This is a genomic window from Streptomyces thermospinosisporus (assembly GCF_039526425.1).
In the GTDB taxonomy this organism is placed as follows: Bacteria; Actinomycetota; Actinomycetes; order Streptomycetales; family Streptomycetaceae; genus Streptomyces; species Streptomyces thermocarboxydovorans.
Map to the genome: position 1 here is coordinate 41,386 of NZ_BAAAIZ010000110.1, position 17,258 is coordinate 58,643.

Sequence of the window (17,258 nt, forward strand, 5' to 3'; positions counted from 1 at the left end):
CCGCGGTCCGGGATGTGTACCCCGGACCGTGAGGAGCGTGATGTATCTCGCAGTTGGTGCGAACCCGGCGTAGTGGATCCCGTGCCCGCGGTCGATGTCGTGTGCTCAGGACACCAGTTCCGGCTCCTTCTCCGCCACCGGGGCGGTGGCCTCGTCCGGCCCGGCCCCTTCGACGTGCTGCGCCGGACGCTTCGGCAGCGCGAACATCAGCAGGAAGATCAGGCCCAGCACCGCGGCCACCCAGCTCAGCGCGCACTGGAAGCCGTCCGCGTAGGCCGGGCCCACCTCGGCCGGGGTGAGCCGGTCGTCGATCACCCCGAAGAAGATCACCGACACCAGGCCGAGGCCCAGCGCGTTGCCCATCTGCTGCACCGTGTTGATCAGCCCGGAGGCCGACCCGGAGTGCTCCCGCGGCACCTCGGAGAGCACGGCGTCCGTCAGCGGGGCCACGATCAGGCCCATGCCGGCGCCCATGACCACCAGCGGCAGCGCCATCTGCCAGGAGGTGATGCCCATGCCGTAGCGGTCGGACTCCCAGATGTAGAGCAGCACTCCGGCCGCCATCACCAGCGCGCCGGCCTGGAGCACCTTGCGCCCGAAGCGCGGCACCAGCAGCTGCACCGACATCCCGGCCGCCGCGGAGACGGCGATGGAGAACGGCACCCCGGTCAGTCCGGCCCGCAGCGCGCTCCAGCCCAGGCCGATCTGCATGTACAGCGTCCAGACCAGGAAGAAGACACCGAGCACGATCCCGAACACCGTCTGCACGGCGATGCCCGCCGCGAAGCTCTTCACCCGGAACAGCGACAGCTCGATCAGCGGGGAGCCGTCCCGGGCGCTCTTGCGCCGCTCGTAGGCCACCAGCACCACCAGGACCAGGACCGCGCAGGCCATCGAGACATAGCCCCACACCGGCCAGCCCAGCTCCTCGCCGCGGGTGAGCGGGTAGATCACCATCAGCAGGCCCAGCGTCACCAGCGCGACGCCGACGAGGTCGAGGCGCAGGGCGCGCGGGGCCTTGGACTCGGTGATGAACCGGCTGCCGAGGATCAGACCCGCGATGCCGACGGGCAGGTTGATCAGGAAGATGGGCCGCCACTCCAGACCGAAGAGATTCCACTGCGTCAGCAGCGCGCCGAGCAGCGGACCGGACACCGCGCCCAGGCCCACGATCGCGCCGAACAGCCCGAACACCTTGCCGCGTTCGTGCGCCGGGAACGTCGCGTGCACGATCGACAGCACCTGCGGCACCATCAGCGCCGCCATGGCGCCCTGCAGAACGCGGGAGGCGACCAGCATCTCGGGGTTCACGGCGAACCCGCACAGCGCGGAGGCGAGGGTGAAGCCTCCCATGCCGATGAGGAAGATCCGCTTGCGGCCGTGGATGTCGCCGAGCCGGCCACCGGTGATGAGCCCGGCCGCGAAGGCCAGCGCGTAACCGGCGGTGATCCACTGGACCTGGCTGAAGGTGGCGCCCTCGGCGCGCTTGATCGACGGAATCGCCACATTGACGATCGTCACGTCCACGAGGTCCATAAAGGCCGCCGTCATCACGATGGCCAGCGCGAACCAGCGGCGGCGGTCGCCCACGGGCTGTGTCTCGGTGAGGTTCATGCCGCTGACGCTATCGGCCATATAGGTCAGATCATGTCCTAGATCTGCGGCATCCTCGTTTCCATGACGACCGACACCCCGGCACGCCTGCTTCAGCTCCTCTCCCTCCTCCAGACGCCCCGCGAATGGCCCGGCGGCGAACTCGCCGAGCGGCTCGGGGTCTCCCGCCGCACGGTCCGGCGCGACATCGACCGGCTGCGTGAACTCGGCTACCCGGTGCAGGCGACCATGGGCGCCGAGGGCGGCTACCGGCTGGTCGCCGGCAAGGCGATGCCACCGCTGGTGCTCGACGACGAGGAGGCGGTGGCGATCGCGGTCGGCCTGCGCGCCGGCGCCGGGCACGCGCTCGAGGGCGTCGACGAGGCATCGGTACGGGCCCTGGCGAAGCTGGAGCAGGTGCTGCCCAGCCGGCTGCGCCACCGGGTCGCCAACCTCCAGGCCGCGACCAGCCCGCTGACCAGCGGCGACGGCCCGACCATCGCGCCGGAAACACTGACCGTGATGGCCTCCACCATCGCCGGGCATGAGCGGCTGCGCTTCGCCTACCGCGCGGCCGACGGCACCGAGTCCCGCCGGCTGACCGAGCCCTACCGCCTGGTGTCGACCGGACGCCGCTGGTACCTCGTCGCCTACGACCTCGACCGCGCCGACTGGCGCACCTTCCGCGTCGACCGGGTGAGCGACCCGTTGGCCACGGGCGCCCGCTTCACCCCCCGGGAGCTGCCGACCGGCGACGCGGCGGAGTACCTGCGGCGCTCCATGCACCGCAACCAGGACACCTACGACCTGGACATCACCTTCGCCGCACCGGCGCAGACCGTCGCAGCCAGGCTCCCCGGCTGGCTGGGCACACCCGAACCCCTGGACGAGCAGAGCTGCCGGCTGCGCACCACGACCACCGACGCCAAGGACTGGATGGCGGTGCGCCTGGCCATGCTGGGCTTCGACTTCACGATCAACTCACCGGCGGAACTGGCCGACGCGGCCGTCGAGTTGGGTGACCGCCTGCGGAGGGCGGCGGCGGGCGCCTCGACGGGCTGAGCACGGCGGCAAAGGCCGCGACGAGCTGAGCACGGCTGCGGGCTGTCACCCCCGCCGGGTCACTCCCCGCCGCTCGCCAACTCCTCCCACGGGAAGTCCCGTAGGCATCCAAGGTTCCGCAGGGCCAGTTCGGCAGGCCCCTGTGCCCCCTCCGCCGGCGCCTCCCCGGCCGCCCACGCCTCGACCGCGGTACGCACCGCCGCGCTCGCGACGGCCGCCGCGTACCGGAGGCGGGCCGGCACGGCAACGTTGTCGGAGCCGTCAACGCTGCTGGAGCGGTCGGCGAGTTGACGTCCCGTCACTCGCTGGGCCAGCACCTCCGCCAGCTGCCGCTCCGAGGCCTGACCGACCTCCGCCCAGACCCGGCGCAGCGCGGGCTCCGACCCGGCGAGCCGGATCAGCGTGCGCATCCACTCCCAGGACCCCGCCGAGACGCCCACCCCGGGCGTCAGGGTGTGCCGCACGGCCGCTGCCAGCGCCTCCGGCACGGAGGCCCCGGCCGGTGCCGCCCGCACCGCTTCCGTCCAGCGCCGGGCGCCGGCCTCGTAGAGCGGGGCGACGGCCTCCTCCTTGACGGCGAAGTACCGGTAGAAGGTGCGCGGGGCGATGCCCGCCGCCTGGGCGATGTCCTCCGCGCGGGTGGCCCTGAGACCCCGCCGCACGAAGAGGCCGGCCGCGGCACGGGCGATGGCCATGCGGGTCTCGGCCTTGCGTCGCTCGGTGAGCGAGAGCGCCGGAGGAGTCGGAGGAGTGGTACCGGTCACGCCCGGCAGGCTATGCCCATGTGGCACAATCTGCCATCTGGCGGGCCACCCCGGGGTTCAGGTCCGGGGTGACCCGCCCTCCAGGCACACGCCCGTCCGGGAACGGACATGAAGAAGCCGGGCCCGGCGCCCGGGGGGAAGAGCGCCGAAGCCCGGCTGGGAAGTCCCGGCGCCGGGGGGGTTGTGCGTCGGGACGTGGTTCTCGGGGCCGTGAGCGAGCACGGCCACGGGGGTGGGACCTGAAGCCCGGGACCCGGCGCGGACGATGCCGAACCGGCCCGAACTCCCGGTCTTGGAAGTCTTGTTCCCGGAGCTGTCGATTTGAAGCGACGCGGAACGGCCAATGTTTGCGCGGTCTTTCGCCACCCGGCGTGCGCCGTGGGTGGCATGCCGCCCCTCGGAGGGGGATGCCCCGGAGCGGGCGGTGAAAGGTTCTCTGCGCGACCGGCCGCCGTCCACCGCATCGCGCGACGGCGTCACGCCGCCGCGTCGAAGCCGGTGTCGCGCGCCAGCTTCTTCAGCTCCAGCAACGCGTGCTTCTCGATCTGGCGGATGCGCTCGCGGGTCAGGCCGTGCTCCTTGCCGACCTCGGTCAGCGTGCGCTCCCGGCCGTCCTCGATGCCGTAGCGCATCTTGATGATCGAGGCCGTGCGCTGGTCGAGGCGGCTGATCAGGTCGTCCAGCTCCTCGCTGCGCAGCAGTGTCAGCACCGACTGCTCGGGGGACACGGCGGAGGTGTCCTCCAGCAGGTCGCCGAACTGGGTCTCGCCCTCGTCGTCGACCGACATGTTCAGCGAGACCGGGTCACGGGCCCAGTCCAGCACGTCGGTCACCCGCTCGGGCGTGGAGCCCAGCTCCTCGGCGATCTCCGCCGGCTCCGGCTCGCGGCCGTGCTCGCGGTTGAATTCGCGCTGCACACGGCGGATGCGGCCCAGCTCCTCCACCAGGTGGACGGGCAGGCGGATCGTGCGGGACTGGTCGGCTATCGACCGCGTGATGGCCTGGCGGATCCACCAGGTGGCGTAGGTGGAGAACTTGAAGCCCTTGCGGTAGTCGAACTTCTCCACCGCGCGCACCAGGCCGGCGTTGCCCTCCTGGATCAGGTCCAGCAGCGGCAGACCACTGCGCGGGTAGCGGCGGGCGACGGCGACGACCAGACGGAGGTTGGAGCGGATGAAGATGTCCTTGGCCCGCTCGGCCTCGTCCACCAGGGCCTGGAGCTCCTCACGGGTGGCTCCGGCCTTGTTCTCCTCGTAGCCGTCGAGGATCTGCCGTGCGAACACACCCGCCTCGATGATCTTTGACAGCTCGACCTCCTTTGCGGCGTCGAGCAGCGGTGTGCGCGCGATCTCGTCGAGGTACATGCCGACCAGATCGCGGTCTGCGATCTCGCCGCCATGGGCGCGAACGCTGCTTGCCATGTCGACCGTCTCGCCGGTGGCGGACTGACGACGGGCGACGGCGCGGGTTGCCATGCGTGCTCCCTTGCGATGGTGAGGTCAGCGGGCGGTCCTGCGGACGCTGGGCACTGCTCAGGTCTTCTCCGGACTCTTCTCGGGTGCCCGGCATCCGAACGAAACAACGACTTGAATCGGGACAGAATTCCCAAGCCGACCCACAATTTTTGTGATCATGCAGTACCCTGTCCGGCCACACGGGGAGGCGTGATGCCATCTGAGCTTGCAGAGGTCCAGGTCAGGCCGGGGTGCGAGGGGGATCTGCCGGCTCTCACCGAGCTGTACAACCACTACGTACGTGAGACGCCCATCACCTTCGACACGGCGCCCTTCACTCCGGAAGAGCGCCGCCCTTGGCTGCTCTCCCACCCCATAGACGGGCCGCACCGCCTGATGGTTGCCACAGGCCCCGATCCCGGGCAGCTTGCCACAGGCCCCGATCCCAGGCAGCGGATCCTGGGCTATGCCACGTCCAGCCCGTTCCGGCCCAAGCCCGCCTACGGCACCTCCGTGGAGACGACGGTCTACGTCGCCGCCGACGCCGGCGGCCGGGGCCTCGGCACGCTGCTCTACAAGGCCCTCTTCGAGGCCCTCGCCGGGGAGAACCTGCACCGCGCCTACGCGGGCATCACCCAGCCGAACGAGGCGTCGACCCGGCTGCACGCGCGCTTCGGCTTCCGGTACGTCGGCACGTACCGCGAGGTGGGGTACAAATTCGGCCGCTACCGGGACGTGGCCTGGTACGAGAAGGAGCTGTGAGAAGGAGCCGTGAGGGCGCGGACCTCTGAACCCACCCGACCCCCAGCCGCCCGGCCCCCCAGCCGCCCGGCCCTCCGGGCCGTCTCTCAGCCGAACTGCACCGACCGCTTGGCCAGCCCCATCCAGAACCCGTCGATCACCGACTTCTGTTCCCCGAGATCACCGGCCGCGTCGGCGGCCCCCATGGTCACGAAGAGCGGGGCGAAGTGCTCGGTGCGCGGATGGGCGAGCCGGCCGGCCGGTGAGGTGTGCGTGAAGTCCAGCAGCGCGTCCACGTCGCCGGACTCCAGGGCCCGGCGCCCCCAGTCGTCGAACTCCGCCGACCAGGCCGGAATGCCGCCCTGGCGCAGTGCGGCGAGGTTGTGGGTGAAGAAGCCGGAGCCGATGATCAGCACGCCCTCGTCGCGCAGCGGCGCCAGCCTGCGCCCGATCTCCATCAGCCGGACGGGGTCCAGGGTCGGCATCGAGACCTGCAGGACGGGGATGTCGGCGTCCGGGTACATCTCCACGAGCGGGACGTAGGCGCCGTGGTCGAGGCCCCGGTCGGGCACGTCCTGCACGGGGAGGCCGGGGGCGCGCAGCAGCTTGCGCACCGAGTCGGCGAGCTCCGGCGCGCCGGGGGCACCGTAGGTCACCTGGTAGTAGTGCTCGGGGAAGCCCCAGAAGTCGTACACGAGCGGGACCCGGGTGGTGGCGCCGAGGGCGAGCGGGGCCTCCTCCCAGTGGGCCGAGACCACCAGGACCGACTTCGGGCGGGGCAGGGCGGCCGACCAGGCGGCCAGCTCGCCCGGCCAGACCGGGTCGTCGGCGAGCGGCGGCGCGCCGTGGCTGAGGTAGACGGCGGGCATGCGCTCTGCGGTCTCGCTGGTCATGGCGGCGGCTCCCTCCGGGCGGTGCCGGACTCTCGCGAAGCAGTCCCGGACACGGACACCCGCGACTTACTTAAACTCTAAACTTTCCCCTCCCGACCGTACGCCCCACTTGTTTAAAGTTCAAGCAGTGCCGCCGTAGAGTGGATGCATGAACACGGCACCCGCATCCGAACCCTCCGGGGAACCCCGCTGGCTCACAGACCAGGAGCAGGGCGTGTGGCGCTCGTACATCGAGGCCACGACCCTCCTGGAGGACCACCTGGACCGCCAGCTCCAGCAAGACGCCGGCATGCCGCACATCTACTACGGCCTGCTGGTCCAGCTGGCCGAGTCCCCCCGGCGGCGGATGCGGATGACGGAACTGGCCATGCACGCGAAGATCACCCGCTCGCGCCTCTCGCACGCCGTGGCCCGCCTGGAGAAGAACGGCTGGGTGCGCCGCGAGGACTGCCCCTCCGACAAGCGGGGCCAGTTCGCGGTGCTCACGGATGAGGGCTACGAGGTGCTGCGCCGGACCGCGCCCGGCCATGTGGAAGCCGTCCGCCAGGCGGTCTTCGACCGGCTCAGCCCCGAACAGCAGAAGTCCCTCGGCGAGATCATGCGGATCATCGCCGAGGGACTCCAGCCCAAGGAAGCGGGTGCGGACCTGCCCTGGCTGCGCTGAGCGGCCGGGGCAGGTCCGCGGGAGGCGTACCGGACGAGGCGTCCCCTCCTCGCCGGTACGCGGGGCCCGGGTCGTCCGTGAGGCCGTCCGTGAGGCCCGAAGGGGTTCCCCCGAGGGGGCGGGTGGCTCAGTGGGCGACCACCGGCACCGCCACCTCGTCCTCCTCGGCGGCCTCGGCCGAACCGGCGACCGCGGTGGTGCCCGGCCGGCCCGCGTTGACGAAGGTCAGCGCGATCGCGGCGGCCAGGACCAGGATGCCGACGGCGAACCAGATGGCGCTGGTGTAGCCGTGCACCATGCCCTGCAGCTGGACCAGCTGCTGCTGGGACCGGCTGGCGGCACCGCCGATGTGGTCGGCGACGTAGGCCGTGGTGGCCGAGGCGGCGATGGTGTTCAGCAGGGCCGTACCGATCGCGCCGCCCACCTGCTGCGAGGTGTTGACCATCGCGGAGGCGACACCGGCGTCCCGCGGCTCGACGCCGAGGGTGGCCAGCGACATGGCCGGCATGAATGCCGTACCCATGCCGAGACCGAGCAGCAGCATCGCCGGCAGCAGCAGGGCCGCGTACGAAGAGCCGATCTCCAGCTGGGTCAGCAGCAGCATGCCCAGCGCGGCGACCAGGAAGCCGGGCCCCATCAGCAGCCGCGGCGCGACCCGGGTCATCAGCCGGGTGCCGATCTGGGTGGATCCCGTGATCATGCCCGCGATCATCGGCAGGAAGGCGAAGCCCGTCCTGACCGGCGAGTATCCCTTCACGACCTGCAGGTAGTAGGTGAGGAAGAGGAACAGCCCGAACATCGCGATGATCGCCAGGCCGAGTGACAGGTAGACCCCGCCGCGATTGCGCTCGGTGATCACGCGCAGCGGCAGCAGCGGCGCCTTGACCCGCGACTCGACGACCACGAACGCCAGCAGCAGCACGGCGGAGGCCACGAACATGGCGACCGTCACCGAGTCGCCCCAGCCGTCGGACTCGGCCCGGGTGAAGCCGTAGACCAGCGCGACCAGACCCAGGGTGGACAGGATCACGCCGGGTATGTCGAGCGGCGAGCGGTTGCGGCCGCCCTTGGGCTCACGGATGACGAAGTACGCCCCGGCCGCGGCGACCACGGCGAACGGGATGTTGACGAAGAACGTCCAGCGCCAGTCCAGGTACTCGGTGAGGAAACCGCCGAGGATCAGACCGACGGCACCACCGCCGCCGGCGATCGCACCGTAGATGCCGAACGCCTTGGCGCGCTCCTTGCCGTCGGTGAACATCACCGCCAGCAGCGACAGCGCGGCCGGCGCCAGCAGCGCGCCGAACACACCCTGCAGCGCGCGGGAGCCGAACATCATCGCCTCATTGGTGGCCGCGCCGCCCATCGCGGAGGCGGCGGCGAAGCCGGCCAGACCGGTGACGAAGGTGCGCTTGCGGCCCCACAGGTCGGCGATACGGCCGCCGAAGAGCAGCAGACCGCCGAAGGCGAGCGCATAGGCGGTCACCACCCACTGGCGGTTGCCGTCCGAGATGCCCAGGTCCTGCTGGGCGGAGGGCAGGGCGATGTTCACGATGGTGGCGTCCAGGACCACCATCAGCTGGGCGAGCGCGATGAAGACCAGCGCTTTCCAGCGGTTGGGATCGACGGCTCGGACGGCACGCCGGGCGCTGTCCGGGATCTTCGAGGCTGAAGAAGACATGGGGGTACCCACTTCGGAACTTCGTGACGGAAATTTCGGGACTGGTGAAGAAAAAGCGCGTACTGCGGTAAAGGCCCGTCGGCTGTGCCCGTGCCTGAGGCTGTGTGGTGTTTGTGACTGTGCGGTGTTTGTGACTGTGTGGTGGCTGTGACTGTGTGGTGGCTGTGACTGTGTGGTGGCTGTGGCTGTCGGTGTCTGGGTGGGCGCTGTGGTCAGATCGGCTTCGGACTGACCCGTGAGTCGTCTCCTGGACGGCTCATCCGCTCGCTCCTCGGCCCTGGCGCAGGTCCTCCATCGTGACGGCGGTTCCCGGCAGGACGGACGGGGCCGGGGCCCGCATGCCGTCCAGGAGCAGCTGCACATGCCGGTGGACGAACCGGTTGAAGCGTTCGAGGCTCTCGCATCCGGTACCGGCCGGGGGCCGGCTGAGCTGCGAGACGCCGACCAGCAGGTCGCCGAACTCCACGTCCTCCCGGAGCCGGCCGGCCGCCTTCGCGCGGTCCATCAGCCGTGCGACCAGGCTCTCGACCCGCTCCCGCGACTCCTCCAGGTCGGGGTGGTGCTGGTCGAAGGTGCTGGAGACCATCGGGCACAGCGCGCTGATCCGCTCGTCGGCGGCGGCGTGTGCGAAGCGCTCCAGGGCCTCGAACGCGTCCCCCGTCTCGGCGAGCGCCTCCTCGGCCGCCCGGGCCGTGCGTTCCATCACGGAACAGACGACCTCGCGGACGAGCGCGTCGCGATCGGGGAAGTTGCGGTACACCGTGGCGTTGCCGACGCCGGCCCGGCGCGCGATCTCGTCGAGCGGGACGTCGGGCCCGTGCGCGACGAACATCTCACGGGCGGCGGTGACGATCCGCTCCCGGTTGCGCAGGGCGTCGGCACGCGGCCGGGGCGCCTTGCGCGGTACTGGGGTGGCGGTCTGCACGGTGCGCTCCTGTGGTCGTTGCTTCAGTACGAGCTGCTGCTCTTGTTGTCTTGTCGCTGCTCCGCGGTCACTGCTTCCGCGGTTGCTGCTTCCGCGGTTGCTGCTTCCGCTTCCGCGGTTGCTGCGTCCGTGTGCTTCTCTGTGCTTCTCTGCGACGAACCGGGGAGCTGGTCCCCGTTTCGCGCGGACACAGCTCTAAACGGGGAAGGGCTCCCCGGTTATTTCCCTCCTGCCGAAAAATCTCCTTGTGACCTGAATCACAAGCCCCGGCGGCACGGAACCCCACGATCGGCCCGCCCAGCGAGCGAGCGCGCATCCGGCGACGCAGGGTGATCGAGAGGGTGCAGCCGGAGACCGGCGGCTGCCGTGTGGAGCGGAGGGTCCTCGTGCAGCCGCAGCCGAGCAGACGCGCCATATCCCCGCGCCGCGTCGTCGCCCTGGCCTGCATGACCGCCCTCACCCTCGCCGTCAGCACCTCAGCCGGCAACGGCCGTCTCTCCCCCGCCACTTCGGCCGCCGGCGCCGGTTCCGGAGCCGCCCCGAACATGCTGTCCCGCAGCACCGCCCACGCCCCCTGCCTGATCAGCAGCTCCCGCGAGGTCCAGATGTCCGAGGGCATCCCGACCCCGTCCGGCTACGCCCGCTCCACCGGCACGGTCCGCGCCCTCACGCTGATGATCGACTTCTCGGACGCGCCCGGCGAGGGCGACGCCCTCGACCGCTACCGGGAGTTCTTCCCGAAGACCCAGGAGTGGTTCCGCACCAGCTCCTACGGCCGGCTCGACTACCGTCCCGAGATCCCGATCCCCGACTGGCTGCGCATGCCCAAGTCGTTCCGCGCCTACGGGATAGAGCGGGGAGCCCCCTTCGACCCCGGCTACCGCGACCTGGTGCGCGACATCGTGGAGGTGGCCGACCCCGAGGTGGACTTCCAGGAGTACGACGTGCTGAACGTGCTGGTGACGCCGAACGCCGGCCCCTCCGCCCTCGACACGGTGCTGTCCGTCACCTTCGCCGGCAACAACCAGGCCCCCACCGCCGACGGCGTCCCCGTCGCCAACGCCTCCTTCGTCTACTCCCGCCAGGACGACGGCTCCGGCACCTACGGACAGACCGGGTACCGCGTGCTGCCGCACGAGAACGGCCACGTCTTCGGCCTGCCCGACCTCTACACCGCCGAGGGCGGCGGCGCGGTCGGCCACTGGGACATCATGAGCGAGGACTGGGGCGCCAACAACGACTACCTCGCCTGGCACAAGTGGAAGCTGGGCTGGCTGGACGCGTCCCAGGTCCACTGCGCGGCCGAGGCGGGCACCCGCGACTACACCCTCACCCCGCTGGCCCACCGCGGCGGCCCCAAGCTCGTCTTCATCCCCCTCGACGACCGCACCGGCTACGCCGTCGAGATCCGCACCCGGGCCGGCAACGACGAGGCCGTCTGCCGCCCCGGCGTCCTCATCTACAAGGTCGACGCCAACGTCGACACCGGCATGGGCCCCATCAGGGTCTACGACGCCCGCCGCGAAAGCGGCGGCTGCACCCGCAGCCCCAACGTCCACGCCGAACTCTCCGACGCCCCCTTCCGCAAGGGCCAGACCTTCATCGACCGCAAGGCGGGCATACGAGTGACCGTCGTGGCCGAGCCGGACACGGCCGCGGAAGCGAACGTGGAACCGGCAGCACCGGCAGCACCGGCAGCACCGGCAGCACCGGCAGCAGACCACGGCAACGACAACCGCCCGGCGGCCCACGCCCCCCAGGCCCCCCGCCCCGGCGACCACTACCGCATACGGGTATCCCGAGACGAAGCCCTGGACGACTGACGCGCCCGCCCATCACCCCTGCCCCCGAGGCCACCCTCTCCCGATCTTGCTGCCATAACCCCCAGCCCCCACCGCGCCCGATCCGGTACCCTGACGCCTGTGGTCCTCCACGACCACAGGCCACCACCAGGCCCTGCCTTCGTAGCTCAGGGGATAGAGCACCGCTCTCCTAAAGCGGGTGTCGCAGGTTCGAATCCTGCCGGGGGCACAGCAAAGCACCAGGTCAGGAGCCCTTCCGTCCAGCGGACGGGAGGGCTCCTGCGCTTGCAGCACACATATGGCACACATGCCATGCGCGCGGACGGTGGGGAGCTGGCAGGATGCCCGTCAAGGATGATCTGGCCCGGCGCCGGCACGAGAAGTTGATCGACCGCCTTGAGTCGCTGATGCGGGCCGCGCTCAAGCCCGAGTACCAGGGCTACTACGGGCATCTGATCCTGAGCAGCGACGATCTCGCGGAGATGGGCGAGCTCAAGGACGTCCGGCGTGCCGCTCGGGAGGCGGGGCGTCGTCTCGGCTGGAAGGCGACCACCCAGCTCGTCGGTGGCCGGCTCTTTGTGCTCGACGAGCGGGAGGTTCCCGAGGAGATCGAGCAGCTGGCTGGAGACACGGCCGCTGCAGCGATTGACGGGGCCTGGCAGGAAGGCCGCCGACCGCGCGGCATCTGATCCGAGGGAGCGGCGAGGGGCCGCCCCACCGCAAAAGCGTGGTGGGGCGGCCCCTTCGACTACGGCTCCCCCGCACGGATTAGGCACACATCACGCGGCGTCTTCCTCCAGGGCTGCCACCGTCTCGGCGGCCTCGCGAGCCTTCCTCTCCGCCTTCTCCAGCTTGGCCTTCGCCTTGGCCAACTGCTTGGCGCGGCGCTTGTGCATCTTCTTCGACACCTCGTCCAGACGGTCCGGGAAGAGGTGGCCGTACGTGTCCAACGTCAGGGTCGCGGACTTGTGGCCCAGCATCGTCTGTACGACGTTGACGTCCGCGCCGCTGGCGATGGCGAGCGAGGCCGCCGTGTGACGCAGCTTGTGCGGGGTGACCTTGAGGTGCCCCAGCCCGGCCTTCACGACCGCCGGCGCGAAGAACCGCTGACGGAAGTTACGGGCACGCAGCGGGCCTCCCTGAGGGGCGGTGAAGAGCAACTCCTCATCTCCCCGGCCCTGGAGGTGGGGCTTCAACTCCTCTGCCAGGAACCGCGGGATCGGTACCGACCGGCGCTCGTGGTTCTTGGGGGTGTCGAGGTAGAGCTTGCCGTTGTCCTCGGCGTACGCCTCGACGATGTGCGCTCGGCAGGCGTCCAGGTCCACGCGACCCACCTTCAGCGCGGACGCCTCGCCCCACCGCAGGCCGGTGTAGGCCAGCAGCAGGATGAACACCCGGTAGGCGCCCGACGCGTTGGCCAGCGCGTCGACCTGCATGTCATCGAGGTACACGTGGTCGGCCGGCGCCGCCTTCGGCAAGGGCACGCCGACAGCCGGGTTGACCGCCAGACGACGAGCCTTGACCGCGTAGCCGACAACGCGGCTGAGGACGACGTACGCCTTGCGGACCGACCGAGGGCTGAGCTTCCTGCCGCCTGCCGCCTCGCCGGACAGCAGGTCCGCGAGCCACTCGGCGATGTCCTCGAAGTGGATGCGGTCCAACGGTGTGGTGCCCCACCTGGGGATCACGTGGACGTCGAGAACGCCGCGATAGCGGCCCCGGGTCGAACGCTTGAGATGGATCTGCGCGGCCAGCCAGGACTCCGCCACCTCTGCGAATTTCACGCGTGCGGCTGCGGGATCGCGGTAGGAGCCGTCGTTGAGACGGGACTCCATCCTTGTCCGCTCCGCCTCGGCGTCGACCTTGCGGGCGAAGGTCTTCATCTTCGGCTTGCCATCGGGGTCGTACCAGCGCACGCGGTACCGCCCCGGCGGCGTACGGCCCGCCCGCTTGGCTTCCGCCACGGCCCGTACGTACGTCCCGTGCCCGATGCGGTCCTCAATCCAGACCCGCGCCAACTAGCACCCCCTCCGGTCATTACTGGACACCGACGGGAGCGGCAGGAGCAGGGCCATGGGAGGAACACCGAGCGCGGTGGCGATGGCGACGAGGTCGTCGACATCGCAGCGTCGGTGGGCGCGTTCGATTCGGCTGAGGGCGGTGTTGGACATCGGGCGGCCCAGCGCGGTGCAGCGGGCGGCGAGCTGGTGCTGGGTCAGGCTGCGCACGAGGCGTAGGTGCTCGATGGCGCGGGCGGTGTGGAGGCCGGCGGGGCCTATTTCGACAGGTCGGGTTGCCATGACAGGTAGCTGTAACTTGCATCCGGCCGTCATGGCAAGAGTTGGTTCTTAAACTCTATAAAAGTCGCCCGGGGGCGAAGTGGTGTTCGTCTCGCCGAATTCCGGTACATCACGAGCCTTTTCAGCGGAGAGGCCGTGCTATCTTCCCTCCGCGTCACGGAGATGGGCGATTTGAGCGACTATCAGCCATAGTGTCCGGTAGGCTGACCGCGCCACTGATGACTGCTGGGCGCTATCTCTGAGCTGCGGAGGTATCGGATTCCGACCCCTCTGCCAGCCGTTGCGCCACAGAAAAATTCCAGGCTCTGCGGGAGCGATTTCGGCAACCGGGGATCCACCCTTACTGTTTGGTCTCCCCCGGCCACGCCGAGAGAACTAGTACAGAGTTTCAGAACTAACTCTGGACTTTTCCCTGGGCGGTGTGGCTGTGTTGTGCAGGCCCGTTGTTCAACACCGAAAAGGAGCCCTGTGCCGAAGACCTCTCCCCGCGGTACCAACGTCCCTGTCGCCACCGCAGCTGCCCAGCGCGGCCCGCTGGCCACCCCTGCGGAGGTCGCCACCTACCTCGGGGTGCCGGTGAAGACCCTCTACCAGTGGAAGTACCGGGGCGTCGGCCCCAACGTGCACAAGGTCGGCCGCCACCTGCGCTACCGCTGGCACGAGGTGGACGCCTGGCTGAACGCCCAGGCCACGTACGACCTCGTGGTCTGACGCCGCCCTTTCAGGGACAGCGAAACGGCTCTCGGCGAGCCACCGCCGAGAGCCGCACAGTCCCTGCCCCATCGCCCCTGAATTGACCGATCCGGTGGGCCGGGCCTTGCCCGTCCGGCCCACCAGGGAGGAACGCCTGTGGACGAACCTACGTCCTCCACCACCCCTACCGCATCCCCGACGCCCACCTGGCCGCCCGTCGCCGTCCCCGGCCAGGCAGCTCCCGCAATACCCGAACCCTCGCCCGCCGAGGACGAGAAGCCGCCCCAGGCTCCAGAGGGCGCCGCCTTGCTGGACGAGCTGCGGGAAGCCATCGCCCGGTACGTGATCCTGCCCAGCAGCGAGGCGCTGACCGCCGTCACACTGTGGGTCGCGGCCACGCACATCCAGCCCGCCCTCCAGCACGCGCCTCGTCTCGCGGTGGTCGGACCGGCGAAACGGTGCGGCAAGTCCCGCCTGCTGGATGTGATCACGGAGACCGTGCGCGAGCCGCTGATCACGGTCAACACCAGCCCGGCGGTCGTCTTCCGCGCCATCGGCGATGACCCGCCCACCCTGCTGGTGGACGAGGCCGACACCATCTTCGGCAGCATCAAGGCCGCCGAGAAGAACGAGGAGCTGCGCGGCCTGCTCAATGCCGGCCACCAGCGCAACCGGCCCGCCCTGCGCATCTCCGGGCCCGAGCACAAGCCTCAGGCGTTCCCCACCTTCGCCATGGCAGCGCTCGCCGGCATCGGGGATCTACCGGACACGGTCATGGACCGGGCGGTGGTGATCCGCATGCAGCGCCGCAAGGATGGTGAGCGGGTCGAGCAGTTCCGCTCCCGCCGCGACATCCCGACCCTGCACGGCCTGCGCGACCGGCTGACCGCCTGGCTGCGCCCCCTGATGGACACCCGCAGCGGACTTGGTACCGCCGATGCCGGTGCAGGACCGGGCGGCAGACACCTGGGAACCGCTCGTAATCGTCGCGGAACTGGCGGGCGGCACCTGGCCCGAGGAGGCCCGCGCCGCGTGTGCGTCCATGTGCGCGGCCGAGGCAGGCAAGGACGACGAGTCGAACCTGAAGACCCGCCTGCTGCAGGACATCCGGCGCGCCTTCGCACGCTGCGGTGATCCCGACATCATGCGCACCCGGGACCTGCTGGACGAACTCCTCAAGGACCAGGAGGCGCCGTGGGCCGAGTACGGCACCGCCGGCCTGAGCCCACGCCACCTGGGCATCCTCCTCAAGGACTTCGATATCAAGGCCGCCACTCACCGCTTTGAAGGCGGCCGGCAGGCCAAGGGCTTCGCCCGCCTCCGCTTCGCCGACGCCTGGGCCCGCTACTGCCCCGAGGAGCCGACGCCCGACAGCGGCGACGAGAGCACCGCCCCCGGCCCGGGCCTGCACTCGTAAAGACTCGTCGCACTCGTCGCGTCGCAGGTCAGCCCCGCGACGAGTGTCGTCGCCGTGACGAGTCCACTCGTATCACGCCAACCTTCCGTACCTGCTGTGACCAGGCACGCGACGAGTGCGACGAGTGCGCACCCCCTCCCACCAGCCTCACTCGGTGCCCATGGCACCCGCTCCCCGCCTGGAGTACCCCGCTTGCCTTCACGCACCGCCCAAGCTCCCTCGCCAGTACTGACCGCAGCGATCCGCCTCGGGGTCGCCCTGGTCGGCACGATCGGCTTCGCCCTCTCCTACGACGCTCTGCGGCAGATGGCCGTCGCCATCCACGTCCGCGGAATCCTCACGTACGCCTTCCCCCTGGTGATCGACGGTTTCATCGCCATCGGCGTCGCCGCCCTGCTCATCCTGCGCACCGCACCCTGGCGCTCCCGGCTGTACGTCTGGGCACTCGTCGGCATCGCCACGATCACCAGCATCTGGGCCAACGCCCTGCATGCCGTCCGCCTCAACCAGCAGGCTCACACCACCGGGCTCCACCTGGACGACGTCACCGTCGGCGCCCTGTCAGCCATCGCCCCGCTGGCACTGGCCGGAGCCGTCCACCTTGACCTGGTCATCCGCCGCCACCCCACACGCCACGTTCAAGAGGTCGCCACCACAAAGAGCCACAACGCCCCTGGCTACGGCCACAACCACACCGACTACGCCGAGCCGACTCCGTCATCCGAGGGCAACGCCGGTCTGCCAGAGCAAGCAGAGATGCCCGATGTGGCCGGTCGCCCCCGCGACGTGGTGCGGGACGCCGCCAATGTGCCGCAGGCTCGGAAACCGCTCGCCACGGCAGAGGGCCACGAACGCGACGTCACCTTCGACGAACTCCTCGCCCTCGCCCGCACGGCACCGCTGGGACGCGGAGGCCGCGCGTCACGCCGCAACATCGAGGCGGCGATACGAGACGCCGGCTACCGCATCGGCAAGGACCGCCTGACCCGGATCAAGGACCGGGTGCAGGCCGAACTCGACCAGGCCGCCAGCCAGTGGCGGGCCGAGCCCGACAAGGAACCCGCCAACGCCCTCTGAGGCTCCCAGCAGCACCCACCACCCTGCGAACTCGACTTCTCTCGCTCGTCCCCGCGCTGACCAGTACGGGGACGAGCCAGCCGTCGAATCGCGTCACCGTCGCACCGCAACACCACATGGAGAACCGCTCTATGGGCGGTGTGCATCGTGAAAACTGCACGTCGGGTGGGCTGGTGTGCGTAGGTGTCGGGA

15 protein-coding genes, 1 tRNA gene and 1 pseudogene are annotated in these 17,258 nt (G+C 70.2%); 9 read left to right on the plus strand and 8 right to left on the minus strand.

The window, feature by feature from the left end; all coding sequences use genetic code 11:
• Positions 1 to 105: 105 nt before the first annotated feature.
• The gene (locus tag ABD207_RS28560) at positions 106 to 1,614 is read right to left on the minus strand and encodes an MFS transporter (RefSeq protein WP_344016102.1); all 1,509 of its coding nucleotides are present in this window, start codon (positions 1,612 to 1,614) and stop codon (positions 106 to 108) included.
• Positions 1,615 to 1,677: 63 nt separating this feature from the next.
• Between ABD207_RS28560 and ABD207_RS28565 the strand changes: the two genes are divergently transcribed.
• Positions 1,678 to 2,655 carry a helix-turn-helix transcriptional regulator gene (locus ABD207_RS28565; protein WP_344016103.1) on the plus strand — a complete coding sequence of 326 codons (978 nt, stop codon included), beginning with the start codon at positions 1,678 to 1,680 and terminating at the stop codon, positions 2,653 to 2,655.
• A 59-nt stretch (positions 2,656 to 2,714) separates the two neighbouring features.
• Here ABD207_RS28565 and ABD207_RS28570 read toward each other — a convergent pair whose 3' ends face one another.
• Positions 2,715 to 3,419 carry a TetR/AcrR family transcriptional regulator gene (locus tag ABD207_RS28570; RefSeq protein WP_425580856.1) on the minus strand — a complete coding sequence of 235 codons (705 nt, stop codon included), beginning with the start codon at positions 3,417 to 3,419 and terminating at the stop codon, positions 2,715 to 2,717.
• 476 nt (positions 3,420 to 3,895) lie between these two features.
• Positions 3,896 to 4,894, minus strand: coding sequence for a sigma-70 family RNA polymerase sigma factor (locus ABD207_RS28575; RefSeq protein ID WP_344016105.1), 999 nt, complete (start codon positions 4,892 to 4,894; stop codon positions 3,896 to 3,898).
• Between the two features lie 192 nt (positions 4,895 to 5,086).
• Between ABD207_RS28575 and ABD207_RS28580 the strand changes: the two genes are divergently transcribed.
• Positions 5,087 to 5,635: a GNAT family N-acetyltransferase gene (locus ABD207_RS28580; protein ID WP_344016106.1), complete on the plus strand. Its 549-nt coding sequence runs from the start codon at positions 5,087 to 5,089 to the stop codon at positions 5,633 to 5,635.
• Between the two features lie 86 nt (positions 5,636 to 5,721).
• On the opposite strand, the gene ABD207_RS28585 is transcribed toward ABD207_RS28580, so the two are convergent.
• Positions 5,722 to 6,483 carry a dioxygenase family protein gene (locus ABD207_RS28585; protein ID WP_344016120.1) on the minus strand — a complete coding sequence of 254 codons (762 nt, stop codon included), beginning with the start codon at positions 6,481 to 6,483 and terminating at the stop codon, positions 5,722 to 5,724.
• A 172-nt stretch (positions 6,484 to 6,655) separates the two neighbouring features.
• Between ABD207_RS28585 and ABD207_RS28590 the strand changes: the two genes are divergently transcribed.
• Entirely contained in the window at positions 6,656 to 7,171 is a 516-nt protein-coding gene (locus ABD207_RS28590) for a MarR family winged helix-turn-helix transcriptional regulator (protein WP_344016107.1), read from the plus strand.
• A 127-nt stretch (positions 7,172 to 7,298) separates the two neighbouring features.
• Here the strand turns inward: ABD207_RS28590 and ABD207_RS28595 are convergent, their stop codons facing one another.
• Positions 7,299 to 8,852: an MFS transporter gene (locus ABD207_RS28595; protein WP_344016108.1), complete on the minus strand. Its 1,554-nt coding sequence runs from the start codon at positions 8,850 to 8,852 to the stop codon at positions 7,299 to 7,301.
• 256 nt (positions 8,853 to 9,108) lie between these two features.
• Positions 9,109 to 9,777: a TetR/AcrR family transcriptional regulator gene (locus ABD207_RS28600; RefSeq protein WP_344016109.1), complete on the minus strand. Its 669-nt coding sequence runs from the start codon at positions 9,775 to 9,777 to the stop codon at positions 9,109 to 9,111.
• Positions 9,778 to 10,163: 386 nt separating this feature from the next.
• On the opposite strand from ABD207_RS28600, the gene ABD207_RS28605 reads away from it, so the two are divergent.
• The 3 genes from ABD207_RS28605 to ABD207_RS28615 all read left to right on the plus strand — a co-directional run bounded on the left by ABD207_RS28605 (position 10,164) and on the right by ABD207_RS28615 (position 12,268).
• Positions 10,164 to 11,600 (plus strand): M6 family metalloprotease domain-containing protein, encoded by a 1,437-nt coding sequence (locus ABD207_RS28605; protein WP_344016110.1) that lies wholly within the window; start codon positions 10,164 to 10,166, stop codon positions 11,598 to 11,600.
• Between the two features lie 135 nt (positions 11,601 to 11,735).
• Positions 11,736 to 11,808 (plus strand) — tRNA-Arg (locus ABD207_RS28610).
• 112 nt (positions 11,809 to 11,920) lie between these two features.
• Positions 11,921 to 12,268, plus strand: coding sequence for a hypothetical protein (locus tag ABD207_RS28615; RefSeq protein WP_085571756.1), 348 nt, complete (start codon positions 11,921 to 11,923; stop codon positions 12,266 to 12,268).
• 90 nt (positions 12,269 to 12,358) lie between these two features.
• Here ABD207_RS28615 and ABD207_RS28620 read toward each other — a convergent pair whose 3' ends face one another.
• A complete protein-coding gene (locus ABD207_RS28620; RefSeq protein ID WP_344016111.1) occupies positions 12,359 to 13,543 on the minus strand; it encodes a tyrosine-type recombinase/integrase in 1,185 nt (394 codons plus the stop codon).
• Positions 13,544 to 13,597: 54 nt separating this feature from the next.
• The gene (locus tag ABD207_RS28625; protein WP_242782239.1) at positions 13,598 to 13,879 is read right to left on the minus strand and encodes a helix-turn-helix domain-containing protein; all 282 of its coding nucleotides are present in this window, start codon (positions 13,877 to 13,879) and stop codon (positions 13,598 to 13,600) included.
• Positions 13,880 to 14,347: 468 nt separating this feature from the next.
• Between ABD207_RS28625 and ABD207_RS28630 the strand changes: the two genes are divergently transcribed.
• The 3 genes and pseudogenes from ABD207_RS28630 (at position 14,348) to ABD207_RS28640 (ending at position 17,066) form a co-directional block, all read left to right on the plus strand.
• A complete protein-coding gene (locus ABD207_RS28630) occupies positions 14,348 to 14,590 on the plus strand; it encodes a helix-turn-helix transcriptional regulator (RefSeq protein WP_179167084.1) in 243 nt (80 codons plus the stop codon).
• A 138-nt stretch (positions 14,591 to 14,728) separates the two neighbouring features.
• Positions 14,729 to 15,989: pseudogene (locus tag ABD207_RS28635) on the plus strand (DUF3631 domain-containing protein).
• 192 nt (positions 15,990 to 16,181) lie between these two features.
• Positions 16,182 to 17,066: a DUF2637 domain-containing protein gene (locus ABD207_RS28640; RefSeq protein WP_242782229.1), complete on the plus strand. Its 885-nt coding sequence runs from the start codon at positions 16,182 to 16,184 to the stop codon at positions 17,064 to 17,066.
• The last annotated feature ends 192 nt before the right edge of the window (positions 17,067 to 17,258 follow it).